The 25,745-nt window shown below is 72.6% G+C and carries 22 protein-coding genes; 9 read left to right on the top strand and 13 right to left on the bottom strand.

What is annotated here, in order from left to right:
• Positions 1 to 34: 34 nt before the first annotated feature.
• Entirely contained in the window at positions 35 to 253 is a 219-nt protein-coding gene (locus QIT00_RS27930) for a DUF3046 domain-containing protein (protein ID WP_282538189.1), read from the bottom strand.
• 249 nt (positions 254 to 502) lie between these two features.
• On the opposite strand from QIT00_RS27930, the gene QIT00_RS27925 reads away from it, so the two are divergent.
• The 4 genes from QIT00_RS27925 to QIT00_RS27910 all read left to right on the top strand — a co-directional run bounded on the left by QIT00_RS27925 (position 503) and on the right by QIT00_RS27910 (position 3,242).
• Positions 503 to 802, top strand: coding sequence for a WXG100 family type VII secretion target (locus QIT00_RS27925; protein WP_282538188.1), 300 nt, complete (start codon positions 503 to 505; stop codon positions 800 to 802).
• Positions 803 to 889: 87 nt separating this feature from the next.
• The gene (locus QIT00_RS27920) at positions 890 to 1,189 is read left to right on the top strand and encodes a hypothetical protein (protein ID WP_282538187.1); all 300 of its coding nucleotides are present in this window, start codon (positions 890 to 892) and stop codon (positions 1,187 to 1,189) included.
• 38 nt (positions 1,190 to 1,227) lie between these two features.
• Positions 1,228 to 1,902 carry a hypothetical protein gene (locus QIT00_RS27915; RefSeq protein WP_282538186.1) on the top strand — a complete coding sequence of 225 codons (675 nt, stop codon included), beginning with the start codon at positions 1,228 to 1,230 and terminating at the stop codon, positions 1,900 to 1,902.
• Positions 1,903 to 1,925: 23 nt separating this feature from the next.
• Positions 1,926 to 3,242: a hypothetical protein gene (locus tag QIT00_RS27910; RefSeq protein ID WP_282538185.1), complete on the top strand. Its 1,317-nt coding sequence runs from the start codon at positions 1,926 to 1,928 to the stop codon at positions 3,240 to 3,242.
• A gap of 87 nt (positions 3,243 to 3,329) precedes the next feature.
• On the opposite strand, the gene QIT00_RS27905 is transcribed toward QIT00_RS27910, so the two are convergent.
• Positions 3,330 to 7,790 (bottom strand): FtsK/SpoIIIE domain-containing protein, encoded by a 4,461-nt coding sequence (locus QIT00_RS27905; protein ID WP_282538222.1) that lies wholly within the window; start codon positions 7,788 to 7,790, stop codon positions 3,330 to 3,332.
• Positions 7,791 to 8,154: 364 nt separating this feature from the next.
• Here QIT00_RS27905 and QIT00_RS27900 point away from each other — a divergent pair, with 364 nt between their 5' ends.
• Positions 8,155 to 9,099 (top strand): hypothetical protein, encoded by a 945-nt coding sequence (locus tag QIT00_RS27900; protein ID WP_282538184.1) that lies wholly within the window; start codon positions 8,155 to 8,157, stop codon positions 9,097 to 9,099.
• A 3-nt stretch (positions 9,100 to 9,102) separates the two neighbouring features.
• On the opposite strand, the gene QIT00_RS27895 is transcribed toward QIT00_RS27900, so the two are convergent.
• On the bottom strand, positions 9,103 to 9,621 hold the full coding sequence (locus QIT00_RS27895) for a sigma-70 family RNA polymerase sigma factor (RefSeq protein ID WP_408909868.1): 519 nt from the start codon (positions 9,619 to 9,621) through the stop codon (positions 9,103 to 9,105).
• A 450-nt stretch (positions 9,622 to 10,071) separates the two neighbouring features.
• Positions 10,072 to 10,815 (bottom strand): LamG domain-containing protein, encoded by a 744-nt coding sequence (locus QIT00_RS27890; protein WP_282538182.1) that lies wholly within the window; start codon positions 10,813 to 10,815, stop codon positions 10,072 to 10,074.
• A gap of 481 nt (positions 10,816 to 11,296) precedes the next feature.
• Here QIT00_RS27890 and QIT00_RS27885 point away from each other — a divergent pair, with 481 nt between their 5' ends.
• Positions 11,297 to 12,265, top strand: coding sequence for a hypothetical protein (locus tag QIT00_RS27885; RefSeq protein WP_282538181.1), 969 nt, complete (start codon positions 11,297 to 11,299; stop codon positions 12,263 to 12,265).
• A 129-nt stretch (positions 12,266 to 12,394) separates the two neighbouring features.
• Here the strand turns inward: QIT00_RS27885 and QIT00_RS27880 are convergent, their stop codons facing one another.
• Genes QIT00_RS27880 through QIT00_RS27870 form a run of 3 tightly spaced genes read right to left on the bottom strand, consistent with a single transcriptional unit; the run spans position 12,395 to position 14,540 of the window.
• Complete coding sequence (locus tag QIT00_RS27880; protein ID WP_282538180.1) at positions 12,395 to 12,700, bottom strand: AzlD domain-containing protein; 306 nt, start codon at positions 12,698 to 12,700, stop codon at positions 12,395 to 12,397.
• Positions 12,697 to 13,443, bottom strand: coding sequence for an AzlC family ABC transporter permease (locus QIT00_RS27875; RefSeq protein ID WP_408909867.1), 747 nt, complete (start codon positions 13,441 to 13,443; stop codon positions 12,697 to 12,699). Before QIT00_RS27875 ends, QIT00_RS27880 begins: the two co-directional genes overlap by 4 nt.
• 29 nt (positions 13,444 to 13,472) lie before the next feature.
• Complete coding sequence (locus QIT00_RS27870; protein ID WP_282538178.1) at positions 13,473 to 14,540, bottom strand: AraC family ligand binding domain-containing protein; 1,068 nt, start codon at positions 14,538 to 14,540, stop codon at positions 13,473 to 13,475.
• 127 nt (positions 14,541 to 14,667) lie between these two features.
• Between QIT00_RS27870 and QIT00_RS27865 the strand changes: the two genes are divergently transcribed.
• The 3 genes from QIT00_RS27865 to QIT00_RS27855 all read left to right on the top strand — a co-directional run bounded on the left by QIT00_RS27865 (position 14,668) and on the right by QIT00_RS27855 (position 21,170).
• On the top strand, positions 14,668 to 19,380 hold the full coding sequence (locus tag QIT00_RS27865) for an ATP-dependent helicase (protein ID WP_282538177.1): 4,713 nt from the start codon (positions 14,668 to 14,670) through the stop codon (positions 19,378 to 19,380).
• A 136-nt stretch (positions 19,381 to 19,516) separates the two neighbouring features.
• Positions 19,517 to 20,353 (top strand): Fpg/Nei family DNA glycosylase, encoded by an 837-nt coding sequence (locus QIT00_RS27860; protein WP_282538176.1) that lies wholly within the window; start codon positions 19,517 to 19,519, stop codon positions 20,351 to 20,353.
• A gap of 31 nt (positions 20,354 to 20,384) precedes the next feature.
• The gene (locus tag QIT00_RS27855; protein ID WP_282538175.1) at positions 20,385 to 21,170 is read left to right on the top strand and encodes an SDR family NAD(P)-dependent oxidoreductase; all 786 of its coding nucleotides are present in this window, start codon (positions 20,385 to 20,387) and stop codon (positions 21,168 to 21,170) included.
• Here QIT00_RS27855 and QIT00_RS27850 read toward each other — a convergent pair.
• The 6 genes from QIT00_RS27850 to rimO all read right to left on the bottom strand — a co-directional run bounded on the left by QIT00_RS27850 (position 21,118) and on the right by rimO (position 25,657).
• Positions 21,118 to 21,486, bottom strand: coding sequence for a hypothetical protein (locus QIT00_RS27850; RefSeq protein WP_282538174.1), 369 nt, complete (start codon positions 21,484 to 21,486; stop codon positions 21,118 to 21,120). The two genes, QIT00_RS27855 and QIT00_RS27850, sit on opposite strands and share 53 nt — an antisense overlap.
• Positions 21,487 to 21,760: 274 nt before the next feature.
• The gene (locus QIT00_RS27845; RefSeq protein ID WP_282538173.1) at positions 21,761 to 22,231 is read right to left on the bottom strand and encodes a Dps family protein; all 471 of its coding nucleotides are present in this window, start codon (positions 22,229 to 22,231) and stop codon (positions 21,761 to 21,763) included.
• 262 nt (positions 22,232 to 22,493) lie between these two features.
• Entirely contained in the window at positions 22,494 to 22,895 is a 402-nt protein-coding gene (locus tag QIT00_RS27840) for a helix-turn-helix domain-containing protein (protein WP_282538172.1), read from the bottom strand.
• A gap of 109 nt (positions 22,896 to 23,004) precedes the next feature.
• A complete protein-coding gene (locus QIT00_RS27835; RefSeq protein ID WP_282538171.1) occupies positions 23,005 to 23,535 on the bottom strand; it encodes a CinA family protein in 531 nt (176 codons plus the stop codon).
• Positions 23,532 to 24,188, bottom strand: a complete 657-nt coding sequence (gene pgsA, locus QIT00_RS27830; RefSeq protein ID WP_282538170.1) for a CDP-diacylglycerol--glycerol-3-phosphate 3-phosphatidyltransferase — start codon at positions 24,186 to 24,188, stop codon at positions 23,532 to 23,534. The genes QIT00_RS27835 and pgsA overlap by 4 nt, the downstream gene beginning before the upstream one ends.
• Entirely contained in the window at positions 24,185 to 25,657 is a 1,473-nt protein-coding gene (gene rimO, locus QIT00_RS27825; protein ID WP_282538169.1) for a 30S ribosomal protein S12 methylthiotransferase RimO, read from the bottom strand. The genes pgsA and rimO overlap by 4 nt, the downstream gene beginning before the upstream one ends.
• Positions 25,658 to 25,745 lie beyond the last annotated feature (88 nt).

The raw sequence follows: 25,745 nt of genomic DNA, 5'->3' as shown, positions 1-25,745 counted from the left end.
CGCGTGAGGCGCCGCGGGATGCCCTCGCCGCGCGTCAGCGCTTCTCCTCCGGGAGGGTGCCCCGTTTGTCGGCCGGTACGCCCATCGCGTTGCACACCGCGCGCCAGACGTCCTTCGTCTCCCAGCCGGCGTCGAGCGCCTGGTGCACGGTCCGCCCGCCGAGCTCGGACATCACATGATCGCGCGCGAACGAATCGGCGTACGAAGCACCGAAGTGCTCCTCCATCCGCTGCCAGAACACCGTCAACCGCATGCCATCCGCTCCACACTCATCCTGACCCGCTTGTTCTCCCCCATCCTCACCCGCGCGTGCCGACCGGGGGACAGCTGGGGGCCATCGGCAAGCAGGAGTGCGCCAGGCCGGGGGTGATGCCTTGGTTTGTCACCGTTTCGCAACAGCGGTGAACCGAGCTGACGGACGTTCCGTAGTGCCCGGTAACGGGTGCGCGTGCCTCTGGGGGTCCGTAGCCCGGGAACGGACCGAACGAGGAGAGGAACGGACATGGCCGACGGCAACATCAAGATCAGCCCGGACGAGATGCGCGAGGCCTCCGCCTGGCTGAAGACCCAGAAGGAACTCATGCAGCAGAGCCTCCACGAGGCGAACACCAAGATGGAGGAGATGGTCGAGGCGGCCTACGCGACCCCCGGCTCCGAGACGAAGTTCCGGCCGTTCTGGGAGGAGTACAAGAACGGTACGCAGGAGGCGATCGAGGGTCTGCAGGGCGTCAGCGAGTTCATCCAGCAGGTCGCCGACGCCTTCGTCGACACGGACAGCCAGACGTCCGGCGCCATCGGCTGATGTGCCTCGAGTCCGGTCCCGCCCCTCTCCTGCCGGAGGGGGGCGGGACCGGACTGCGGAGGCCTGAGCGCCGATCAGGAGGAATCAGTGACCAGCATCATCGTCCCTGTCGCGGACCTGAACGAGACGGCCAAGACGCTGGAGAGCCTGGGGGAGCGGATCAGCAAGACCGCGCGGCTCAGCCATGTCGGATCGAGGGACGACGTGGGCGACTCGAAGCTCGCCGACGCCGTCGAAGCGTTCGACGAAGCCTGGGGCAAGGGCCACGAGAAGGTGCAGGACAACGTGAAGGTCTTCTCGGAGAACACCAAGACGATCTCCGACAACTTCACGACGACGGACCAGGAAGCCGTCAACGCCCTTGACGAATCAGGCGAGAAGGCCTGAACCCCGATGAATGCCCACGGGCAGAAGGGACATGTGTCATGACGCAGCCGGTCACGGAGCGGCCGCCGGGCGCGCCCGCAAGATACAGGCTGCGGCTCCCCGCGTCCTGGTGGCATCTGGACCTCGACCCGAACACCCGGGACGCCTCGATACGCCGCCGGGTCGAGGCCCAGGTACGACACGTGCCGCAGCTCACGCGCGAGCAGGTGGACGAGCTGATCCGCAACACCCGGCGCACCGCACGCGAGGCGTACGCGAAGGGCGCACTGCAGGCGGCGGGGATGCTCAGGATCCTCGGCACCGGGTCATCCGGGCCTCTGGTACTCAGCGCCACGTCACTGGTGCTGCGGATCTCCGTACCCGAGGAGCAGGCCGACGACCTGGCGGAGCTCGTCGTCGCGGCCGGCATCCAGCTGAGCAAGGACGCCGAGGGCACCGGCCTGCCGCCGGGCGAGGTGGAGTTGGTGGAGTTCGCCGGGGTCGGCGGCGCCGGGCGGATCACCAGGATCGAGGAACTGGAGCACAAGGGGAGGCGCATCCCCACGGCGGTGCACCACGTCCTGATGCCGGTGCCGAACAGCCAGGAGTACCTGGTGCTTTCGAGCTCCACGCCGAATGTGCACCTGGCCGACCAGTTCTACGACGTCTTCGACGCGATCGCCGAGTCCTTCCGCTTCGAGGACGCGGCGGCAGTCGAGAGCAAGGGAAAGTGAGCGCGACCATGGTTCGGCCGCTGGTGTCCGACTGGGAAGAAGTCTTCGGGTTCTCGGACGACCCGACTCCGGGTGACGCGGAGATCCTGGACAAACTCGCGAGGAGCTATCGCTCCGTGGCGGACGACGCGGGCGACATCCTCCCCCTGGTCTCCGGCCTTGAGGCCGATCAGGTGGGCGAGGGCAAGTCCATGGACAAACTCCGGGACAAGCTCGGCGATCTGGCCGATCAGGTGCGCAAGCTGAACAGCTCGTACGACCGGGCGGCCGGCGCCCTCGACACCTACGCGGACTCGTTGCGCACCCAGCAGCGAAGGGCCGACGACGCCTTGCGCGACGGGCGGGACGCCAAGGGCCGGCTGGATTCGGCCACGGCGGCGCTGCTTGCGGCCGAGATGGAGGTCGGAGCCTTGGACGGGACCACGGTCCCCCCGGACGACGAGGCTCTGAAGCAGGAGACGAAGCGGGCCCTGGACCAGGCCAGGTCCGAACAGTCCACGGCGCAGGGCAACGTCGACGACGCCCAGGCGGACCTCGACGCCGCCCGTCTGCTCGCCGAGGACGCGCGAGAGGTACGCGAGGCGGATGCCGCCACCGCGGCCCAGGCTCTGGAGGAGGCGGAGGACGAAGCGGTTCCGGGCAAGAGCCTCTGGGAGCGGATCCGCGACAAGCTCAGCCTCGCCTTCGGCATCATCGGCGGCATCCTGGGCGTGCTTGCCATGTTCGTGCCAGGCCTGCAGGGCATCGGTCTCGCCCTGACGATCGGCGCCTTCGCGTTCTCCGCCGCGGCGTTCGGGATCAACATCGCCAAGAGCGTGGAGACGGGGGAATGGGATCCGCTCGACCTGATCCTGAGCGGGATCGGGTTGGTTCTCGGCGCGGGCGCGATCGTGGGCAGCCTGGGCAAGATGACCAGTCTGCTGAAGTTCAGCAATCTCAAGGACGAGTTCTTCAAGATCCCCACGGCCGTCAAGGGGATCCCCCGGAACATCCAGGTCGCCGTGAACGACTACAAAAACCTTCCCGGGGACTTCATCAAGATCGTGAAGGACCTCGGGTCCAAGCTGGACGACGTCGCGCAGCTCGCGAAGATCGCGGTGAACCCGGCGGGCATGGCGGACTTTCTGGCGAAGACGCTGTTGGCCCTGCGCAATTTCAAACCCACGGGCGGGGCGCTGCCGACCGTCCCCGGTCTACTGGGGGTCACCTACCGCTGGTCCCGCCCCGATGTGGCCGGGTTCTTCCTGGGAGTCGCGGGCCTCATCTACGGACCCGCGGCCTACGCGGGGCACACCGGCCCGTTGGCGCATGACGACAGCCGGGTCTCCGGATCCACCTGACGCCGCCTCGGACACTCCGGGCTCCGGCACGCACGAGGGCCCCGCACCGGCAGAGGTGCGGGGCCCTCAACTCGTCCGTACGGCAGGTCAGTTCACGTCGGATCGCGCGCCGGAGCCGGAGCCGGAACCGGACCCGGACCCGGAACCGGAACCGGAACCGGAACCGATCACCGTCTCCGGCACCTGCACCGTCCGCAGCACCCCGTCCGCGAGATGCAGGATCGCCCGTCCCGTACGGGCGGCGCCCAGGCGGCTGCGGGGCACCTTGACGCCGATCAGTTCGCCGTCGCTCATGTTCTGCGGCTTCAGGAGCAGGCCGCAGCGGTTCCGGCGGGCCTCGGCGTGCCAGCCGGAGAACCCGGAGGAGAGCCGGTCGGTCTGTCCGGCGACGACCAGGCCCCGGCCGGTCTCCGCGCCCGTCTTGGCGATCTGGGTGAGGACCGCTTCCGCCTTGGTCTTCAGCAGCAGATCGGCGTCGTCGAGCAGCACCACGGCCCCGTCCGGTGCCGAGGCGAGCGCCGTCTCCAGGGCGTCCGGCGCGATGTCCGCGTCGTCGAACACGGCGAGCACACCGGGCCGCCCGGCGAGGTCGCGCAGCGGGGAGCGGGCGGGCGCCCCGATCACGACGGAGGTGCCCGCGGACAGCAGGGACAGCGCGAGGGTCGCCAGAACGGTACTGCGCCCCGAGCGGGCCGGGCCCGCGACGAGGAAGGTCGGCGTCAGGGAGAAGTCCGGTCCGTGGGCCGTCAGTTCGTCGCCGCCGACACCGGCGAGCGCCCGGCGCGGCCGCGGCTCGTGCACGTACGCCATGGCCTCGTCGTAGCCGATCCGGTCCGGCAGTGTGTCGACGCGGAACGGGCGGGTACGGGCCGGAAGGCCCGCGGCCCGCTCCCGGCAGTGGGCCGCGATCTCCTGGAGTGCCGCGGCCTGCGCCTGGCCTCCCGGGTCCTCGGTGAGCAGCGCGATCTGCACCTCCGCCTTGTCGGCGGCGCGCAGGGCACGGCCCGGCGGGATCTCGTCGGGCACCTTGCGCTGGGTCACGCCGATCAGGCCGTACTCGGACTTGTCGTTGAGCTTGAGGACCAGCTTGTCCTCGGTGGAGTTGCCGACGCGGCTGGAGAACAGGGCGCGGTCGCCGCTCATGATCAGGTGGATGCCGGCGCTGGCGCCGTCCCGGAGCAGGGCGAGCACGCCGTTCAGGAGGTTGCCCGCGTCGTACTCGCCGAGTGTCTTGTCGAAGACCTCCCAGCGGTCGAGGAACACCACGATGTGCGGCGGCCGTTCGTCCTCGGGCAGGGCGCGCCGGAGTTCGGGCAGGTCGGCGCTGCCGCGGGCGGCGAGGAGTTCCTGGCGGCGGCCGAGTTCCGCGGTGAGCCGGGCGAGGAGCCGGGCAATCCGGTCGGGCTGGGTGCGCTGGGTGACGGCGCCGCAGTGCGGCAGGCCCTCCATGGCGAGCAGGGCGCCGTTGCCGCAGTCGATGCCGTACATGTGCAGCCGGGCCGGGGAGTGGGCGCGGGCCAGGGCGCCGGCGATGGTGCGCAGCGTCTGCGACCTGCCCTGCCGCGGGGAGCCGACGACATGCAGATGCCCCAGGGTGGCCGGGTCGATCAGCAGCGGGCGGCGCGCCTGCTCGGCGGGCAGGTCCACGATGCCGTACGCGACCGGCGCGAGGTCGTAGCCGGTGGGTGGCGCGGGCGGCAGGTCGTGGGCGACCAGGCGCAGCGGCAGCGGCGGCAGCCAGGGGCTGTGCTGTGCGGGGATGCCGAGTTCGTGGTCGGCGCCGCGGATGGCCTCGACCAGGTCGGTGAGGTCGGTCTCGATGTCGCCTCCCCCGCGCACGGCACGGCGGGGCCGCGGCGGCAGCGGCTCGCCGAGCTGGTCCCAGCCGACGACGACGGCCCTGGGCTCCGGGAGCGCGGACGCGGAGGCGCCGGGCCTGCGGCCGCCGACTCGTCCGGCCTGGAACGGTACGAGGGAGGTCTGGCCGAGCCGTACGTAGGCGCGTCCGGGGGTGCTCTGCGAGATCCCGGCCGCGTCCGGCGAGTTGAGGACGTCCTGGCTCTCGCCGGTGTCCGTCACGCGCAGCGCGATCCGGAGGTTGGTGTTCGCGCGGATCTCGGAGGAGACGACGCCGCTGGGCCTCTGCGTGGCGAGGATCAGGTGGATGCCGAGGCTGCGTCCTCGCTGCGCGATGTTGACCAGGCCCTTCACGAAGTCGGGCAGGTCCCGCACCATTGACGCGAACTCGTCGATGACGATGAGGAGTCGGGGCATCGGCGGACGGCCCGCGCCCGGCTCCCGCTCCAGGAGGTCCACGTAGTCCTCGATGTCCTTGGCGCCCGCCTGGGCGAGGATGTGCTCGCGGCGGGTGAGTTCCGCCGTGAGGGACACCAGGGCACGTTCGACGAGATGGGCGTCCAGGTCGGTCACCATGCCGACGGTGTGCGGCAGTCGCACGCAGTCCTTGAACGCGGAGCCGCCCTTGTAGTCGACGAGGACGAACGTCATCGCGTCCGGCCGGTTGGCCACGGCGAGGGAGGCCACGAGCGTCTGCAGCAGCTCGGACTTGCCGGAGCCCGTGGTTCCGGCGACCAGTCCGTGCGGCCCGTCCCGGCGCAGGTCGAGGTAGAACGGCCCGTCGAGGGAGACGCCGACCGCAGCACGGGTGGAGCGCCCGCCGGCCTGCCAGCGGGCGCGGATGTCATGGGCCTGCGGCGGGTCGAGGGACAGCACGTCCAACAGGCGTGCGGAGCCCGGGAGTACGGCGGCCTCCTCGTCCGAGCCGCCCGGGTCGCGCAGCGGGCCCAGGGCGCGGGCGAGCGAGCGGCACCAGTCGAGCGAGACCAGGTCGGGCCGGATCCCGGTGACCGTGCCCGCACCGGAACGGCCCGCGCGCAGCGTGCCGCCGGGTTCCTCGGCGACGACGGCCTGGCACTCCTCGGGCAGCAGCCGCTCCTCGGCGTCGAGGCAGATCGCGCGGACGCCCACGGCGGGCCCGTCGCGCAGGATCTGCACGACGCCGGGCAGCGAGCGCAGTCGCCTGGCGCCGTCGAGCACCACGAGCACGTCGGGGCCGTCGACCTGGTTCCGCTTGTCGTGCTGCGCGCGCCGCTCCGCGATCAGCGCCGTGAGCTCCGCGATCCGGCGGGCGGACGTCTCGGTTCCCGACCCGATGCTGGCCAGGGTGTCACCGGACTTCTTGCGTACGTGCGGCAGCCAGCGCATCCAGGCCCAGCGTTCGCGCTCCGAGCTGGCCGCGAGGAGCAGATGGATCTGCAGGTCGCGCGGGCTGTGCAGGACGGCGGCCTGGGCGACGGCCCAGCGCGCCAGCGCGTGCGCGGCCCGCCCGGATCCGGCGATGCCGAGGACGTGGTGCTCGCGCAGCGGCACGGTGACCGGGACGTCGAGGGCGGTCCAGGGCTCCTGCCGGCGGTGCTCGTCCCTGGTGGGGTCGCGCAGGACGACGTCGGATGGCTGGTCGGCGGTGCCGACGCGCAGTTCGAGGAAGTCCGCGTCCGAGGTGCGGCGCTCCCACAGGCGGCGGCGCGGGCCGACGGCGGTGAGGATGACCTCGGCGGGGTCGGGGAAGCCGCGGCGGCGAGCCGTGCGTTCGGCCTCGAGGGCGGCCCGCGCGTCGCCCTCGATACGCTCCTTCTTCTCCTCGTACGCGGCCACGGCCTCGGCGTACGACTGGCGCCCGCCGCGCCGGTTCATCAGGTAGTTGCCGACCACGGCCACCGGGGACAGCAGCCCGAACAGCAGCATCGACGGCCGCTGGAAGATCAGCCATCCCGCCACAGCCATCAGCAGGGGAACGGCCGCGGCGATCCACGGCAGGGTCCGGTGGGCGGGCGGCGTCGGCGGCGACGGGAGCGTGAAGCGCGTGTCGACCGCTGCCGGGCGCAGCCGCGGCGGCCGGTTGTAGTCCCGGCCCGTGCCGTCCTCGGAAGGTTCGAGGGCCGCGTCCGGGCTCTGCGGCAGCGACAGTTCGAGCAGGCAGTCGCCGACGAGGAGTTGCGCGCCCGTCGGCCAGGCCACGTCCCCCTCGATGTTCTCCCGGTCCAACTGGAGCGCCCCCGCGCCCGGTTGGGGGCCGCCCGCTTCGCGCGGGCCGTCCGGGACGATACGGCAGCGTCCGCGGGGGCCGACCTGCAGCGTGGCGTACGGCCGGGCGGGAGCCCGGCGGAGCAGCTGCGGGGTGCCGTCCTGCGCGAGGCCGACGCGGTACTCGCCGATGTCGAGTCGGTGCACGGCGCCCGCGCCAGGACCGCCGACCGCGCGGACCTCGACGAGCCCCGCGGGCTCCGCCGACTGGGACACGGCCGGCCGGCCGAGCCCCACGACGGCCGCGTGGTGCAGCGGCGCGTCGCGCAGCAGCAGGTCGGCGGGCAGCAGCCGGCCGTCCACGTACAACCCCGACCCGTCCGGGGGCAGCGCGACGCCGCCGGCCTCGGCCAGCGTCCGGGCGACAGCACCCACGGGGGTGTCGGGGTCGGCGTCGAGGTGGACGTCGAACGCGTCACCGCCTCCCTCGACCACGGTCAACATCAACGACACAGGACGTCCTCCAGCTGGGCGTGATTGCGAGGACCGCAGAAGCACCGCACAGCGGGTACCGGGCCCTTCGTGACTACGGAGCCGGAGCCCGGACGGTTCACACCGCCCCACCCGGCACGGACGAAACGGCGCTGCACACGACACGGCGGCGCGGACGAAACGGCGGCACGGACGAAAGCTCGATGGCACGACACGGCGGCGCACACGACACGGCGGAACGAACCCCGCCGGGTGTGAACCATCCGCCGCCACCGCCCGTAGTGACCATCGGGGTGCGCGTCGCGGCCGCGGCGCGCGTCCCGTCACCGACCGCCCCGGTTTCCGGTGCCGAGGCGTCCCGACAAGGAGTCAGAAGATGATCTGGTACGTCGCTCTGGCAGTTCTGCTGGGGCTGGCGCTGATCGGCGCGCTGGCCGCGCTGGTCGTCACCGAGAAGCGGAACCGCCCGCCGAAGCCCGCCACGGCCGGCCCCGCCGTCCTGGACCGGGAGGCGCTCGACGTCATCGACGCGGGACTGCGTCGCCTGACCGGCGAATGCCTGCGCTCCGGCCGGGCCCTGCCCGACCTGTACGGCGTCCTCTACTCGGGAGAGAGGCTGGACCTGCTGCTCGCCGGCACGGAGGACGGCACGCCCGAGCCGTGGACGGCCGACGAGTCCGGCGAACGCTGGACCGCCACCCGGGAGGCACTGGAGCGGCCCGGCCCCGAGGGCGAACCGGCACTCCCGTACGCGCTGACCGTCACGGTGGGGACGGTCGGGCCCGACCGGGCGCTCGTCGACCTCTCCCGGGCCACGCCGTCCGTCTCCGTGGCGGGCCCGGAGGAGGACGTACGCCGCTGGGCGCGGGCCGTCGTCACCGAGGTGCTGACCGGCCCGGTGGGCGGCCTGGCCGAGGTCACCCTGGTGGGATCCCTGGCCATGGACGAGACCCTGAACGGTGCCGCGCTGCGCTCGTCGCGGCTGTACACGGCGGCCAGCGTGGAGGAGGCCCTCGCCCGGACCGCGGGGGCGCCCGTGGCCCCGTCGGGCGGCGCCGCCTCCGACGTCACCCAGATCTTCCGGCTGATCGAGGGCCGCAGTCAGGTGGCCGTGGAGGGGGACGCGCCGCACCTCTTCCTGGTGGATGCCTCCCAACTGCCGCGCCGGGAGGGCGCGTTGGACGCTCTGCGGCCCGGTGACGCGGTGCTCGTCCTGGGCGACGCCCCCGCCGCCTGGCGCTGGCGGGCCGGTGCCGACGGCACCCTCGACACCGGCCCGCTCGGCCTCCGGATCGACCGGCACGCCGGGCATCTCGGATGAGGTTCACGCGGCGTTCCGGCCCGCCTCCCGCGCTTCGCGGACGTCCACTCCGCGATCGGTCAGCGCCCGCCGCAGAGCACGGGCCGCGTAGTAGGTGCGCGACTTGACGGTGCCGGGTGGCACGCCGAGCACGGCGGCCGTCTGGGTCACGGTGCGGCCCATGTAGTGCACGTGCAGGAGGACTTCACGGTGGAGCGGAGGGATGTCACGCAGCGCCTCCGTCAGTACGTGGGCGGTCAGGACGCGGTCGACCTCGTCGGACACGGGGAGATGGGTGAGGTCCGGGTCGTCGGTCTCCGGTGGCCGGGACTGGCGGGCCCGGTGCCCGTCTATGACGAGGTTGCGCAGCACGGTGAACAGCCAGGGACGCATGGAGTCGTTGCCGCCGCCGAGCTCGGGCGCGTGCCGCCAGGCACGGATCGCGAGCTCTTGCAGTACGTCCTCGGCGCGGTGCCAGTCGCCTTCGAGGCGCGCGGCGAACCGCAGCAACTCGCTTCCGTGGCAGTGGTAGAAGACTCTCAGGAACTCCTCTTGTCCGAGTCTGTCGGCTTGTCCGAGTCTGTCGGCGCGGGGTGGTGCGGTTTCGGTGGGCTGGTCAGTTAGGGCGCTTCCCCGGGCCTGGCGGGGTACGCGGTCTTCGGGTGAAAACCTGGCCGACAAGGGCCTGTTCCTCTCCGGTCGCTCTGTGAGGGGTGACGGAAAACGGCCGGCGGTGGCAGGACCGAGCGCGTGGCGGCACGATCGGACGCGGATACCGTGGGTCATTTCTACCGGTGTTGTGGGGGCCCGAACGGGCCCGCGGCTGTGCTTATTTCGACCGGTATTGCCCGCACGGAAGCTGTGGTTCCTGCTGTCGCACCTGGTCAGGGCCCGACGGTCTGCTGCGCGGCGCCCGTTTCCCCGTCACACGGCGCCCGGTCTGGGCCTGCTTGCCTCCGAACGGGCGCAAACAGGCAGCCCCTAGGTCCGCGGTCACTGGGGTTCCCCGGACGCGAGGGAGGAGACCTCGTCCGCGGTCAACTCCCTTTCGTACACGTGCACATCGGCGATGTCGCCCTTCCAGAAGTCGACCGGGCGTCCGCCGCTCTTGGCCCGCCCGATCACGAGGCTGCCCGGCTTCTTGGGCTGCGCGGACGCCTGGCGCTCACCGGCCAGTTCTCCGTCGACGTAGATCTTCATCGTCTTCTCGTCCTGGCTGTAGGTGCCGACGAGGTGGTACCAGCGGCCTGTCTCCGGCTTGCCGGTCTTCTCGGCGAGTGTCCGGGCGCCCGGGAAGCTGAAGGCGAACCGCTCGTCGGACGCGGAGTACTGGAGGAAGAAGGTGCTGATCCCCGGGCCGTCCTGGGAGACGGCCGTACGGAAGCCCTGGTCCGTGGCGAGCCGCACCCGGGCGGCGACCGAGTAGTCCTTCTCGGCCGTGTCGATGACCGGCGTCCCGATGTCGGCGAAACCGTCGATGCCCTCCAGGCTGAGCGCGCCGCCGTTCGGGCCGTCCTCTGCCCACTGCGCACGGCCGTTGACCACGGCGTCGCGCTCACCGGTACGGGCCGTTCCCGACCCGTGCAGCGGCCACCAGCCGTCCCCCCGCAGCGATGCGGAGCCGTCACCGCTCTCGCTCTTCGTCGGGCCGGGCTTCCCTCGGCCTGAGGCCTCTTCGTCGGTGGAGTCCAAGGTCACGACCTGGACGACGACGAAAGCCAGTGCTGCGGCCAGCACGGCGATCAAGGAAATGAGCGACCATCTACGCGTCATGATCTTCCCCGTAATGTGAAGCGGAACAAAGCTGTCCTCCGTGATCACGGACAGCCCCCGCAACCGGTTCACACCGGCAGGGGAATCGGCCGGATTCATCCGCCCCGGCACGGGTCGACCTCGCGGCGGCCCCTCGCCCTCGCGAACCCGACGCTCTCGTCCCCCGGCTGAATCCGAACGCCCGACTCCCGCCGTACGCGCGCGTGGTGGCCGTTTTCCTCGCGAGCACGGCGCCGTAACGGTGGGGCGCCCGGGCAGGACACGACGGGCCACCGCCCTCCGCACAACAGTCCGGACCGAAGCGCCTCGGCAAGAAACTTCGCAGGTCAGGGCCCTCTTCGGGACCAGGATGACGTCAACCGCACGACCCCGGCGTCCCGCCCCTGAGAGTGGGCCGTGCCCGGAGCGGCCGTACGGTGCCGTCCACCGCCCTACGGTTCAGGGCATGGCTGAATCCGTAGCATCCGGTACGCCCGACGCGGCCGGGCGCCTTCCGCGCCCCGCGTCCCCTCGGCCCCGCCGGCTCGCCCGCGCCGAGCGCTTCGTGTGGCTCACCGCGCGGGTGCTCGAACAGCGCAGGTTCGCCCACCACTTCCTCGGCGGCTCCGCCGACGCCGTCGAGGAGGCGCTCGCCGCGTACCGCACCCAGGACGGCGGGTACGGCCACGCCCTGGAGCCCGATCTGCGGGGCCCGGTGAGCCAGCCGCTGCACACCGCGCACGCCCTGCTCGTACTCGACTCGATCGGGCGCTGCGGCGGCCGGCGCGTGGAGCGGGTGTGCGGCCACCTGTCGGAGCTGTCCACGCCTGACGGCGCCCTGCCCGCGATCCACCCGAGCCAGCGCGGCTACCCCGTGGCGCCGTTCGTGCCGGTCGTGGACGACCCGCCCAGCGACCTGCTCGCCACCGGCCCCGTGGTCGGCCTGCTGCACCGCAACGAGGTGTGGCACGCCTGGCTGTTCCGCGCCACGGACTACTGCTGGACCGCCGTCGAGTCGCTCACCACGTCCCACCCGTACGAGATCCAGGCCGCGGTGGCCTTCCTCGACGGGGCGCCCGACCGCTCCCGCGCGCGGGCCGCCGCGGACCGACTCGGCCGGCTCGTACGGGAGCAGCGGCTCGCCGTGCTCGATCCGCGGCGGCGGGACACGTACCCGGTGGCACCGGGCTATGCCCCGGGCGAGCACCACTTCCCGCACGACTACGCGCGCGTGCCGGAGTCCCTGGCCCGCGCCTGGTTCACCGACGAGGAACTGGGCCGCTCCCTGGACCACTTGGAGAGCGAGCAGCAGGACGACGGCGGCTGGCCAGTCAACTGGCGCCTGTGGGCGCCCGGTTCGGCCCTGGAGTGGCGCCCGGTCGTGACGATCGACGCCCTGCGCACCCTGCGGGCGTACGGGCGTGCGCTGAGCTGAGCTGAGCTGAGCTGAGCTGAGCTGAGCTGACGATGATCGGGCGGTCCGCGAAAACGGCCACTACGCGCGCATGGTGCCCGCCCACGGCCTACGCACGCGTGGTGCCGCCCGCGTACCGCCCGCTCGTTGTCAGCCGAGTGCCCGCACCCCCGCGGTGACGACCACGGCAGCCCCGATGATCAACAGGAACGGGGCCCGCAGCAGGAAGGCCACACCGGCCGCGGCGAGTCCGGCGGCCTTGGCGTCGAGGACGAGTGCCTGCCCCTCCGCGAACGTCTGCTGCGCCGTGAGGGCGGCCAGGAGCGCCACGGGCAGCAGTGCGGCCAGGCGCTGGACGAGGGGCCGCTCCAGGACTCCTGCGGGCACCAGGAGGCCGAGCAGCTTGACGGCGTAGCAGCCGACGGCGGTCAGGGCGACGGCGAGCCAGATGTTCAACGGTCCTCCTTCTCACGGGCACGGATCTTGCGGCCCTCCACGACGAGCACGAGCGGCGCGGCGAGGGCGGCCACCAGGACGGGCACACCCTCGGGCAGCACGGGGAGCAGCATGAGTCCGAGGGCGACGGCGAGCAGCGCCACCGCTCGTTCCGTCGTGGAGCGCAGCATCGGCGCGAGCAGGGCGAGGAACGTGGCGGGTCCCGCCGCGTCCAGGCCCCATGCGTCGGTGTCGCCGATGGCCTCGGCGCCGAGACCGCCGAGCAGTGTGGTGAGGTTCCACAGCACATAGAGAGTGAGGCCGGTGACGGTGAACCCGATGCGGCGGGCGCGCCTGGTGGGCTGGGCCAGCGTCACGGCGGTGGTCTCGTCGATCACCCAGTGCGCGGCCAACGGCCTGACGAAGCGCGGAAGTTGCAGCAGCTGTGAGAGCCGCAAGCCGTAGAAGGCGTTCCGCACGCCCAGGAAGAAGGCCCCGGCCGCCGCGGTCACCGGATTGCCGCCACCGGCGAGCGCACCGACGAGCGCGAACTGCGAGGCGCCGGTGAAGACAAGGAGGCTCAGGGCGCAGGTCTGAAGAAGGCTGAGGCCGTTGCCGACGGAGGTCACGCCGAACGCGAAGCCGGAGAGCCCGACGGCCACGCCCACGCCGAGCGCGTCCCGGACCACGGCGGAGTCCGCCTTCGGCGCGCTCTGGTCGGGCGGGACGCCCTGGTCGCCGACGGGGTCGTCCCCGTGACGTATAGCTGCGGATGCTGTCTGTTCTGCCACGCCTAGGAACGTACGGTGAACGGCTCCGCCCGGTCTTGTACGTTCTTGCGCACCGCGCGGTGCCGGTCGACCGGCGACAAGGGGCCGGACACGGGCGGCGGCTCGGGCACGGTCAGTGGCCCGGACGCGGGCGGCGGCCCGGGCACGGTCAGGGGCCCGGACGCGGGCGGGGACCCGGTCGACGCGGGTGTGGGCGGCCCGGCCTTCCGCGCCGGATCGGGCCCGGTCAGCGGTACGACCCCGCGCTCCCGGCGCTCGCGCTGGTACGCCCCCGGGGGCACCCCGACGATGCGCGTGAAGTGCCGGTTCAAGTGCGGCTGGTCGGTGAAGCCCACGGCGGCCGCGGCGTCGGCGGGAGCGGTGCCGGCGTCGAGCAGCGCGCGGGCGCGCCGCACGCGCGCGTTGGTCAGCCAGGTGTGCGGAGGCATCCCGTACTGCTGCTTGAAGGCGCGCAGGAGCGCGAACGGGCTGGTGCCGAGTTCCGCGGCGAGCTCCTCCAAGGAGGGCGGTGCTGCCATCCGGGTCTCCAGGACATCACGCGCGCGTGCGGCGTTGCGGAAGCCCGCGGAGCGCCGGGTGCGGGCGGGCAGCGAGCCGCCGTACCGGCGAAGCAGCCTGGCCACGAGGATCCGCAGCACGCTGTCGGCCGCGAGCGCGTTGCCCTCCTCGGCGGCCCGGTGCACCTCCCTGATCATCCGCGCGCCCTGCGGGTCGGCCACGTCGACCTCGGCGAAGCCGACGGTGCCGCGCAGGGCGGTCGTCTCGGCGGCGATCTCGGCGACGACCTCCGTGGACGGGTACAGCGTGGAGTAGGCCCAGCCCTCGGGGACCCCGGCACGTGCCGAGTGCGGCACCTCGGGGTTGATCATCACGAGGCTGCCGGGGGCGGCGTGCACGGTGCGGTCGGGCAGCACGACGTCCTCGACGCCGCCGCTGACCGCTCCGAACACATAGCCCTCGTGGCTGTGCCGGGGGAAGGAGTGCCGGACGTACCGGGCGCGGAGCAGGTCGATGCCCGGCAGCTGCTCGTGCTGCCAGTACCTCGCCCACTCGTCCTCGCCCATCCCCATACCGGCATTCTCCCAAAGCGGCGGCGAGCCCTCCGGTCCCCGGGCGGCGGACCGCCCCGGCCCACCCGCCGACTCTCATTTCCCCAGGTCGGGGCGATTGTCAGTGGGGCGGTGCACGATGGGGAGCATGGCACGGACAGCGCTCGACTCGTTCTCACACGCGACCCGCAGCTGGTTCACGGGAGCCTTCTCCGCGCCCACATCCGCCCAGGAGGGCGCTTGGCGGGCGATCGGCGAGGGCTCGGACGTGCTGGTCGTCGCGCCGACGGGCTCGGGCAAGACCCTGGCCGCGTTCCTCTCCGCGCTCGACGGCCTCGCGAGCACGCCGCCGCCCGCGGACCCGAAGAAGCGCTGCCGCGTGCTGTACGTGTCCCCGCTCAAGGCCCTCGCGGTGGACGTGGAGCGCAACCTCCGCTCGCCGCTGACCGGCATCCGGCAGGAGTCCGTGCGCCTCGGCCGGCCCGAGCCGGAGGTGAAGGTCGGTATCCGCTCGGGCGACACCCCGGCCGCCGAGCGCCGCTCCCTCGCCACGAAGCCGCCGGACATCCTCATCACCACGCCCGAGTCGCTCTTCCTGATGCTGACGTCGTCCACGCGCGAGGCCCTGGCCGGCATCGAGACGGTCATCCTGGACGAGGTGCACGCCGTCGCGGGCACCAAGCGCGGCGCCCACCTGGCGCTCTCCCTGGAGCGGCTCGACGAACTGCTGCCGCGCCCGGCCCGCCGCATCGGCCTGTCGGCGACGGTGCGGCCGGTGGACGAGATCGCCCGCTATCTCTCCCCGCAGCGCCGGGTGGAGATCGTGCAGCCGCCGTCGGGCAAGGAGTTCGACCTGTCGGTGGTCGTCCCGGTCGAGGATCTGGGCGAGTTGGGCGGCTCCCCGGCGAGCGACGCCGACGACGCGCAGGGGGAGCGCCCCTCGATCTGGCCGCATGTGGAGGAGCGCATCGCCGACCTGGTGCAGGCGCATCGGTCGACGATCGTGTTCGCCAACTCCCGCCGCCTGGCGGAGCGCCTGTGCAACCGCCTCAACGAGATCGCGTACGAGCGGGCCACCGGCGAGCCGCTGCCCGAGGATCACTCGCCCGCCGAGCTGATGGCGGAGTCCGGTGCGGCCAAGGGGGCGCCGCCGGTCCTCGCGCGCGCCCACCACGGTTCGGTGTCCAAGGAGCAGCGCGCCCTCGTCGAGGAGGACCTGAAGGCGGGCCGGCTGCCCGCCGTGGTCGCCACGTCGAGCCTGGAGCTGGGGATCGACATGGGCGCGGTCGACCTCGTCGTGCAGGTCGAGTCGCCGCCCTCGGTCGCCTCGGGCCTGCAGCGCGTGGGCCGCGCCGGACACCAGGTGGGGGCGGTCTCCACCGGCGTGGTGTTCCCGAAGTACCGCGGGGACCTGGTGCAGTCCGCAGTCGTCACCGAGCGGATGCGGTCCGGCGCCATCGAGTCCCTGCGGGTCCCGGCCAACCCCCTTGACGTCCTGGCCCAACAGCTGGTCGCCATGGTCGCGTTGGACACCTGGCAGGTGGACGACCTGCTGGCGGCGGTGCGCCGCGCGGCGCCGTTCGCGGCCCTGCCCGAATCGGCGTTCACGGCCGTCCTGGACATGCTCGCCGGGCGCTACCCCTCGGACGCCTTCGCCGAGCTGCGCCCGCGCGTGGTGTGGGACCGGGTGGCGGGCACGGTCACGGGACGCCCGGGAGCACAGCGCCTGGCCGTCACGTCGGGCGGCACGATCCCGGACCGCGGCCTTTTCGGGGTGTTCCTCGCCGGTTCGGACCCCAAGAAGGGCGGCGGCCGCGTCGGCGAGCTCGACGAGGAGATGGTGTACGAGTCCCGCGTCGGGGACGTCTTCACCCTCGGCACGAGCTCCTGGCGCATCGAGGACATCACCCGGGACCGCGTCCTGGTCTCCCCCGCCCCCGGAGTGCCCGGCCGGCTGCCGTTCTGGAAGGGCGACCAGCTGGGCCGCCCGCTCGAACTGGGCCGTGCGCTCGGCGCGTTCCTGCGCGAGATCGGCGGCCTCACCGAGGAGGAGGCCCACCACCGCCTGGCGGAGGCGGGCCTGGACCGCTGGGCCGCCGAGAACGTCCTGTCGTATCTGGACGAGCAGCGCAAGGCCTGCGGCCACGTGCCCGACGACCGCACGATCGTGGTGGAGCGCTTCCGCGACGAGCTGGGTGACTGGCGGATCGTCGTCCACTCCCCCTTCGGCGCCCAAGTGCACGCCCCGTGGGCGCTCGCCCTCGGCGCCAAGCTCACCGAGCGCTTCGGCATGGACGCCCAGGCCATGCACGCCGACGACGGCCTGGTGCTGCGCCTGCCCGACGCCGACCTGATGAGCCTCGACCTGCTCGACCAGGACCCGGCGAAGCCCGGCCTGGAGTACGACGACGAGCAGGCACCGGTGAGCGCCGCGGACGTCGCCTTCGACAAGGGCGAGATCGACCGGGTCGTCACGGACCAGGTGGGCGGCTCGGCCCTGTTCGCCTCCCGGTTCCGGGAGTGCGCCGCCCGCGCGCTGCTGCTGCCGCGCCGCAACCCCGGCAAGCGCACGCCCCTGTGGCAGCAGCGCCAGCGCGCCGCCCAACTCCTGGAGGTGGCGAGCGAGTTCGGCTCGTTCCCGATCGTCCTCGAAGCCGTGCGCGAATGCCTCCAGGACGTCTTCGACGTGCCGGGCCTGGTCGAGCTGATGGGGGACATCGAGTCCCGCCGCGTCCGCCTGGTCGAGGTCACCACACCGGAGCCCTCCCCCTTCGCCCGCTCCCTGCTCTTCGGGTACGTGGCGCAGTTCCTGTACGAGGGCGACTCCCCGCTCGCCGAACGCCGCGCCGCCGCCCTCTCCCTGGACTCGCGGCTCCTGGCCGAGCTGCTCGGCCAGGCGGAGCTCCGCGAGCTGCTCGACGCGGACGTCCTCACCGAGCTCGAACGCGAGCTGCAGTGGCTCACCGACGACCGCCGCGTCAAGGACGTGGAGGGCGTCGCCGACCTGCTCCGGCTCCTCGGCCCGCTCACCGACGCCGAGTTGGCGCTGCGCGGCGCCGAACCCCACTGGGCCGAGGAGCTGGCCGGTGCCCGCCGCGCCATCCGGGTCCGTATCGCGGGCACCGGCCACTGGGCGGCGGTCGAGGACGCGGGCCGCCTGCGCGACGCGCTCGGCACGGCCCTGCCGGTGGGTGTGCCGGAGGCCTTCACCGAGCCGGTCAAGGACCCCCTGGGCGACCTCCTCGCGCGGTACGCACGCACGCACGGCCCGTTCACCTCCGCGACGGCGGCCGCCCGCTTCGGCCTCGGCGCCGCCGTCACGGACGGCGCGCTGCACCGACTCGCGGCAGGCGGACGTGTCGTCCAGGGCGAATTCCGCCCGCCCGTCACCCACCACCACCCTTCCAACGATGCGCTGCGCGCAGCCTCTCCCGACATGGGCATCGGCCAGGAGTGGTGCGACGCCACGGTCCTGCGCAGGCTCCGCCGCCGCTCCCTGGCCGCGCTCCGGCACGAACTGGAGCCGGTGCCACCGGCCGCGCTCGCCGGCTTCCTGCCGCAGTGGCAGCACGTGGGCAGTCACGGCCTGCGCGGGATCGACGGCCTGGTGCGCGCCATCGAGCAGTTGCAGGGCGCCTCGGTCCCCGCTTCCGCCCTGGAGAAGCTGATCCTGCCGTCCCGCGTGCGCGACTACACCCCGGCGCTGCTTGACGAACTCACCACCACGGGCGAGGTGTTGTGGGCCGGCGCGGGCGCCCTGCCCGGCAAGGACGGCTGGGTCTCCCTCTTCCACGCCGACACCGCTCCCCTGCTGCTCCCCGAACCGCACCCCCTGGAGATCACGGCGCTGCAGGAGTCCGTCCTGACCGCCCTCTCCGGTGGGTACGGACTGTTCTTCCGCCAGATCGCCGACCAGGTCCGCGCCACCACCCACCCCGAAGCCACCGATCCGGAACTGGCGGACGCCATCTGGGAGTTGGCCTGGTCCGGTCGGCTCACCAACGACACGCTCGCCCCCATGCGCTCCCTCCTCGGCTCCGGCCGCACCGCGGGCGCCACGGCACACCGCGCCAGACGCAACGTCCCGCGCGGGCGGTACGGCTCACTCACGGCCGCCGCCCGCACCGGCGCCCGCCCGGTCTCCCGTTCGGGACCGCCCACGGTCACCGGCCGCTGGTCACTGCTCCCCGGCCACGAGCCCGACGCGACCCGGCGCGCGCACGCCCTGGCCCGCACGCTCCTGGACCGGCACGGCGTCGTGACCCGCGGCGCGGTCGGCGCCGAAGGCGTGGAGGGCGGATTCTCCGCGACGTACCGCGTCCTGTCGGCGTTCGAGGACAGCGGGCAGGCGCGGCGCGGATACGTGGTGGAGGGCCTGGGCGCCGCACAGTTCGCGATGGACGGCGCGGTGGACCGGCTGCGTGCGGCCGCCAACGCCCGCGACCGCGGCGACGCCCCCGCGGGCACCGAGCGCGCGGTCGTCCTGGCCGCCGCCGACCCCGCGAGCGCGTACGGCGCGGCACTCGCCTGGCCCGAGCCGCCCACCGGCGCGGGCCACAAACCGGGCCGCAAGGCCGGCTCGCTGGTCGTCCTGGTGGACGGCGAACTCACGCTCTACATGGAGCGCGGCGGCAAGACCCTGCTCGCCTGGCCCACCCACCCGGAGGACCCTGCCTCACCCGACGACTCCAGACTCCACGCGGCCGCGGAAGCCCTCGCCTCGGCCGCCCGCGCGGGCGCCCTGGGCACGGTCACCGTGGAGCGGATCAACGGGACGGCGGCCCTCACCTCACCCCACGGCTCCCTCCTGGAGGCCGCAGGTTTCATCGCCACCCCGAGAGGCCTCCGCCTCCGCGCCTGACACCCCACCCGCCCCATCCCCTGGATGCGGCCCCCTCCGCCTCCGCGCCCGATACCACCCGCCACCCGCCACCCACCGACGGACACCCACCACCCGCCGACGGCCAGCCACCGCCCCATCCCTGGATGATGACGACATGCCCGAAGGAGACACGGTCCACCAGGCGGCCCGCCGACTGCACAGCGCACTGGCCGGCGAGGTCCTCACCCGCTCCGACCTGCGCGTCCCCAAATACGCCACCGCGGACCTCACCGGCCGCGAGGTCCTGGACGTCACCCCGCGCGGCAAGCACCTGCTGACCCGCATCGAGGGCGGCCTCACCCTGCACTCGCACCTGCGGATGGACGGCTCGTGGAAGGTGTACGCACCGGGCGAGCGCTGGCGCGGCGGCCCCACCCACCAGATCCGCGCCATCCTCGGCAACGACCACCACACGGCCGTCGGGTACCGGCTCCCCGTACTGGAACTGCTGCGCACGGCCGACGAGAACCGCGTGGTCGGACACCTGGGCCCCGACCTGCTCGGCCCCGACTGGGATCCGGACCAGGCCGTGCGCAACCTGCTCGCCGACCCCGCCCGCCCCCTCGGTGACGCCCTGCTCGACCAGCGCAACCTCGCCGGCATCGGCAATGTCTACAAATCGGAGCTCTGCTTCCTGGCCCGCGCCACCCCCTGGCTCCCGGTCGGCGAACTGCCCGAGGACGTCCCCGTACGCCTGGTCGCCGCGGCGAAGCGGCTCCTGGAGGCCAACCTCGACCGCCCCGACCGCTCCACCACGGGCCGCCGTGACCAGCGCCTCTATGTGTACGGCCGCGCGCCGCGCCCCTGCCTGCGCTGCGGCACCCCGGTGCGCTCGGCCGAGCAGGGCGGCGAGAGCAACAACCGCGACCGCGTCACCTACTGGTGCCCCACCTGCCAACAGGGCCCCACCCCGGAGCACACCCCCAACACGAAGCCCCACCCTGGCAATTGACGCTCCATCAGATAATCCCTACCGTCCGACCATGCCGACCTCCGTGCGCACCGCCCAGGACCTGACCGGCCGTACCGCGTTCGTCACCGGGGCCGCGAGCGGGATCGGACGCGCGAGCGCCGTACTGCTCGCCGAAGCGGGCGCCGTCGTGCACTGCGCGGACCGCGACGCCCAAGGCCTGCACGCGACGGCCGCCGCCATCAAAAACGCGGGCGGCACGGCCCGTACGCACACGCTCGACGTCTCCGACCGCGCGCAGGTGGAGACGGCGATCAGGACCGCGCAGCAGGAGGACGGCCTGGACGTGCTGGCGGCCGTGGCCGGAATCATGCACAGCAGCCCCGTCCTGGAGACCACGGACGCGGACCTGGACCGCGTCCTGGCCATCAACTTCAAGGGCGTTCTGTACGCGTGCCAGGCGGCGGCCCGAGCCATGATCGACGCGGGCCGCCCCGGCTCGATCGTCACGATGGCCTCGGGCGCCGTCGACACGGGCGGCCCCGGACTCCTCTGCTACGGCGCCGCCAAAGCCGCGGTCGTCCAGCTCACCAAGACCCTGGCCACCGAGGTCGGCCGGCACGGCATCCGCGTCAACGCCGTGGCGCCGGGCTGGATCCGTACGCCCATGACCGAGCGGCACAACAACGACGAGGAGCAGGTGCACACCGAGGCGCTGATGTCCCGGATGTCCCCGCTCGGCCGGGTCGGAACGCCCGAGGACGTGGCGCACGCGGTGCTGCATCTGGCCTCGGACGCGGCGGCGTTCACGACGGGCCAGATCCTCCGCCCGAACGGCGGCGTCGCCATGCCCTGGTGACCGCCCGCGTGACGTCGCCGCGCAGCCGCCCCGCCCCGGCGCGCCAGCGCACAGCCTCCCCCCGCCAGCGTGCGGCTTCCTGCCGCGCCCGCCGGCGCGCGCTCACCGCGCGCGTGAAGGGCACGGAGTGCACCGGCAGCACGCTCAGCCCCCACCCGCCGGCAAAGACCGCGCCCTCCACGACTCCCGTCCGGCCCGGCGCGAGCACGAGCCGCAGGGCGGCCCACCACCACGCCGCCCCGAGCACCAGGGCCACGGCGACGAGGAACGCACCGCGCAGCGACCTCGCTCCCGCTTCCCGCCCGAGACACGTCATGGCAGCCTCCTCCGGCCGATGCCGTACCCGCCGCGCGATCACTCGACGGGACGGCGCGCAGGAGACATCAGAAGCATCAGAAGCACAGCAACCCCCCACAAGAGCAACGGCGTTCAGCGACCGACCCGGCCCACCCAGCCCCGCGACCAGCAACCGACCCGGACCACCCAGCCCCGCGACCAGCGACCGACCCGGACCACCCGGACCCGACCCGGCGACCAGGGGGCGGGTTCCCGGGGCACCCAAGGCCCCCTGGGAACCCGCCCCCTCGACCTCACCTGTTCTCCGCCTGGAACATCCAGTGATGCTTCTCCAGGTCGGCCGTGACGCCGATGAAGATGTCCTGGCTGACGGGGTCGGCCTCACCGGTCGCGTCGACCCGCTCCCGCATCCGCCCGATCACCGCACCGAGCGCGTCCACGAGCGTCTGCACGGCGTCCGAGTCCTTGACCCAGCCGTCCGGCACGTCACCGATCCCGCTGCTCCGCGCCACCGTCGCCGACCTGCCGTCAGGCGAGACCCCGAGCGTGGCCGCCCGCTCCGCGACGGTGTCGGAGTGCAGCCGCGCGGTGTCGACGACCTCGTCGAGCTGCAGGTGTACGGAGCGGAACCGGGGGCCGACGACATTCCAGTGCACCTGCTTGGCAACCAGTGACAGATCCACCAGGTCGACCAGGGCGCCCTGCAAGGCTTCGCCGACCGTCTTCAGGTCGGCGTCGGACAACGGGCTCTTCACGACGTACATGCGTGTCCTTCCAGAGGAATCGATGGCACTCGGTGGCAGGCGACCGTCCCCCTCTCCCTCAACCATCCCACAGAGCCCCAAACCCGGGCACTTCGAAGCGAATACCGAGACTTGAGACTCCTCCACCGAGCACAGCTCCCCCACCGAGCACGACCTCCCCACCAGCACGACGAAGGCCCCGACCGGACAGATCCGGTCGGGGCCTTCGAAGAAGACAGGAGTTCACGGCGCTGAGGCCAGCAGCCCCAGCCCTGGGTCACCCTCAGGCCGCTACGACATCCACAGCTTCCGCGGGTGCCTTGATCGTCACGCGCTCGGGTGGCACACCCGTCACGGACACCGAATTGAGCATGGGACGCACTCCGGCAGACACAGCGGGCACCGGTTCGCGGACCGGCGCGGACTCGCCCGCGGCAGCCGACTCGGCCAGCTCGGCGAGCGAGAGCTCATCGCTCACTTCCCGCATGAGCTCGGACATCCGTACGTCAAGCGCGTCGCAGATCGCGGAGAGCAGCTCGGAGGAAGCCTCCTTCTGCCCCCGCTCCACCTCGGAGAGATAGCCGAGCGAGACTCGGGCGGACGAGGAGACTTCGCGCAGAGTACGGCCCTGGCGCTGGCGCTGCCGACGCAGCACGTCACCCAGCAGGCGACGGAGCAGAATCATCGGTGGCTCCCTCCTCGGACCGCGTAGCCGCATCCTTCACGCCCCACCGTACCGCCTTGCGCGACGGCCGTGCGGGGAGCGATGTCGTGTTCACTCAGGGCTGCAAACATCAATTCCCCCCGTTCTGTTCCGTATCCTGTGCCCGCTCGTTCGCGATGAGTTCGTCTGCGAGCAGGTCGAGCACGCTCCGTACACTCTCTCTACGGATTTCCGAACGATCGCCGTTCAACCGCAGCGCGACGACTTTGCCGGGTACGTCTCCGTCCCGGTGGCCGGGACCGATCACCGCGACGTACACCGTTCCGACGGGCTTTCCGTCCTGCGGCCGGGGGCCGGCGACCCCGGTGGTGGCGATCCCCCAGTCCGCGCCGAGCGCCTCGCGCACCCCCCGCGCCATCTGCCGGGCCACGTCGGGATCGACCGCCCCGCGCTCGGCCAGCAGGGTTCCGTCGACCCCGAGCACCCGCTGCTTGAGTTCCGTCGCGTACGCCGTCACGGAACCGCGGAACGAAGCCGAGGCACCCGGCACGGAAGTGAGCTCGGCGGCGACAAGTCCGCCGGTCAGGGACTCGGCGACGGCCAGGGTCCGGCCGCGCCGGGCGAGCAGCCCGAGCACCTCGGCCGCCCTGGATTCGGTCACGCCGTGTGCTCCTCGGCGGCCTGTCCCTGGCGTCGGAGGACGATCGCCTGCCGGATGTAGTCGAGGCCGGTGGCCACGGTCAGGACGACCGCGAGGGCCATCACCCAGAACCGCAGCGTCGCGAGCGGCCCGGTCAGCGCGAGGACGTACATCCCGACCGCGATGCCCTGTGAGAGCGTCTTCAGCTTGCCGCCGCGACTGGCCGGAATCACGCCGTAGCGGATCACCCAGAAGCGCAGCAGCGTGATGCCCAGTTCCCGGCCGAGGATCACTCCGGTCACCCACCACGGCAGATCGCCCAGCGCGGAGAGACAGATCAGTGCGGCGCCCATGATCGCCTTGTCCGCGATCGGGTCGGCGATCTTCCCGAAGTCGGTGACGAGGTTGTACGTACGCGCCAGGTGCCCGTCGAAGACGTCGGTGATCATGGCGATGGCGAACGCGGCCCAGGCGAGCGCGCGCCAGGCCGGGTCGTACCCGCCCTCGGCGAGCATCAGCGCGACGAAGACCGGCACGAGCACGAGCCGCACCATCGTCAGGATGTTCGCGATGTTCCACAGGCTGGCCTGATTGACGGCCGCAGTGCCCAGCTTGCCGCCGGGTGCCGGCTGCCGGCCGGTGCCACCCGCCGCCGATGCCGGGACTCCGGTCATCTGCCCGCCTCCTCAGAAACCCGCTCCACCACCAGGTCGACACCCAGAGTTCCGACCACCTTCGCCTCGACCATACGACCGGCAGTCAAGCCCGCACCGTCGGCGAAGACCACCTGGCCGTCGGTCTCGGGGGCCTGGTGCGCGGCCCGGCCGAAGGCGCCGTCCTCGCCGTCAAGGGACTCCACCAGGACGCTCAGCGTCTCCCCGACGCGCTCGTCGGCCCGCTGCGCGGTCAGCTCCTCGGCCAGCCGCGAGACCCGCGCGAGGCGTTCGGCGACGACGTCCTCGTCCAGCTTGTTCTCGTACGTGGCGGCCTCGGTGCCGTCCTCGTCGGAGTACCCGAAGACGCCGATCGCGTCCAGGCGGGCCCCGTTAAGGAAGCGCTCCAGCTCGGCCACGTCCTCCTCGGTCTCGCCGGGGAAGCCCACGATGAAGTTGGACCGGGCACCGGCCTGCGGGGCCTTGCCGCGGATCTGGTCGAGCAGCTCCAGGAACCGGTCGGTGTCGCCGAAGCGCCGCATCGCGCGCAGCACGCCGGGCGCGGAGTGCTGGAAGGACAGGTCGAAGTAGGGCGCGACCTTCGGGGTCGACGTCAGCACGTCGATGAGGCCGGGGCGCATCTCGGCGGGCTGGAGGTAGCTGACGCGCACGCGCTCGATCCCGTCGACCTCGGCGAGCTCGGGAAGCAGCGACTCCAGCAGCCGGATGTCCCCGAGGTCCTTGCCGTACGAGGTGTTGTTCTCGGAGACCAGCATGACCTCCTTGACGCCCTGCTCGGCGAGCCAGCGCGTCTCGTTGAGTACATCGCTGGGGCGGCGCGAGATGAACGAGCCGCGGAAGGACGGGATCGCGCAGAACGAGCAGCGGCGGTCGCAGCCGGAGGCGAGCTTCACCGAGGCCACCGGCGAGCTGCCCATGCGGCGGCGCAGCGGGGCCCGCGGCCCGGACGCCGGAGCCAGTCCTTCCGGCAGGTCGGCGGGCTCGTTCTCCGGCGCCTGCGCGTGCCCGGGCAGCGCCACGCCATCGGCGCCGGACTGGCGCTCGACGGGACTGAGGGGCAGCAGCTTGCGGCGGTCGCGCGGGGCGTGCGCCTCCACGTTGCCGCCGCTGAGGATGGTGTTCAGGCGGCCGGAGATGTCGGTGTAGTCGTCGAAGCCGAGCACGCCGTCGGCCTCGGGCAGGGCGTCGGCGAGCTCCTTGCCGTACCGCTCGGCCATGCAGCCCACGGCCACGACGGCCTGGGTCCTGCCGTGATCCTTGAGGTCATTGGCTTCGAGCAGGGCGTCGACGGAGTCCTTCTTCGCGGCATCGACGAATCCGCAGGTGTTGACGACGGCGACATCCGCGTCCGCGGCTTCCTCGACGAGTTGCCAGCCGTCCGCCTCCAAGCGGCCTGCGAGCTCCTCCGAGTCCACCTCGTTACGGGCGCAGCCAAGAGTGACGAGAGCGACGGTACGGCGTTCGGGCATGGGGTCAAGCGTACTTCGTCCCCACCGGCCGCCCTGCCGCGAGGTTCCCGGCGGTACGCGAGGGGGCCGGGACGGGCTGCGAGAGGCC

It is taken from the genome of Streptomyces luteolus (assembly GCF_029968015.1).
In the GTDB taxonomy this organism is placed as follows: domain Bacteria; phylum Actinomycetota; class Actinomycetes; order Streptomycetales; family Streptomycetaceae; genus Streptomyces; species Streptomyces luteolus.
This window is presented reverse-complemented; position numbering and strand designations above follow the sequence as displayed.

Excerpts from the sequence above, each read along its gene's own strand:
- QIT00_RS27930 (WP_282538189.1), bottom strand. The coding sequence starts at position 253 with ATGCGGTTGACGGTGTTCTGGCAGCGGATGGAGGAGCACTTCGGTGCT.
- QIT00_RS27925 (WP_282538188.1), top strand. The coding sequence starts at position 503 with ATGGCCGACGGCAACATCAAGATCAGCCCGGACGAGATGCGCGAGGCC.
- QIT00_RS27915 (WP_282538186.1), top strand. The coding sequence starts at position 1,228 with ATGACGCAGCCGGTCACGGAGCGGCCGCCGGGCGCGCCCGCAAGATAC.
- QIT00_RS27905 (WP_282538222.1), bottom strand. The coding sequence starts at position 7,790 with ATGTTGACCGTGGTCGAGGGAGGCGGTGACGCGTTCGACGTCCACCTC.
- QIT00_RS27900 (WP_282538184.1), top strand. The coding sequence starts at position 8,155 with ATGATCTGGTACGTCGCTCTGGCAGTTCTGCTGGGGCTGGCGCTGATC.
- QIT00_RS27885 (WP_282538181.1), top strand. The coding sequence starts at position 11,297 with ATGGCTGAATCCGTAGCATCCGGTACGCCCGACGCGGCCGGGCGCCTT.
- QIT00_RS27870 (WP_282538178.1), bottom strand. The coding sequence starts at position 14,540 with ATGGGGATGGGCGAGGACGAGTGGGCGAGGTACTGGCAGCACGAGCAG.
- QIT00_RS27865 (WP_282538177.1), top strand. The coding sequence starts at position 14,668 with ATGGCACGGACAGCGCTCGACTCGTTCTCACACGCGACCCGCAGCTGG.
- QIT00_RS27860 (WP_282538176.1), top strand. The coding sequence starts at position 19,517 with ATGCCCGAAGGAGACACGGTCCACCAGGCGGCCCGCCGACTGCACAGC.
- QIT00_RS27855 (WP_282538175.1), top strand. The coding sequence starts at position 20,385 with ATGCCGACCTCCGTGCGCACCGCCCAGGACCTGACCGGCCGTACCGCG.
- QIT00_RS27850 (WP_282538174.1), bottom strand. The coding sequence starts at position 21,486 with ATGACGTGTCTCGGGCGGGAAGCGGGAGCGAGGTCGCTGCGCGGTGCG.
- QIT00_RS27845 (WP_282538173.1), bottom strand. The coding sequence starts at position 22,231 with ATGTACGTCGTGAAGAGCCCGTTGTCCGACGCCGACCTGAAGACGGTC.
- QIT00_RS27840 (WP_282538172.1), bottom strand. The coding sequence starts at position 22,895 with ATGATTCTGCTCCGTCGCCTGCTGGGTGACGTGCTGCGTCGGCAGCGC.
- pgsA (WP_282538170.1), bottom strand. The coding sequence starts at position 24,188 with ATGACCGGAGTCCCGGCATCGGCGGCGGGTGGCACCGGCCGGCAGCCG.
- rimO (WP_282538169.1), bottom strand. The coding sequence starts at position 25,657 with ATGCCCGAACGCCGTACCGTCGCTCTCGTCACTCTTGGCTGCGCCCGT.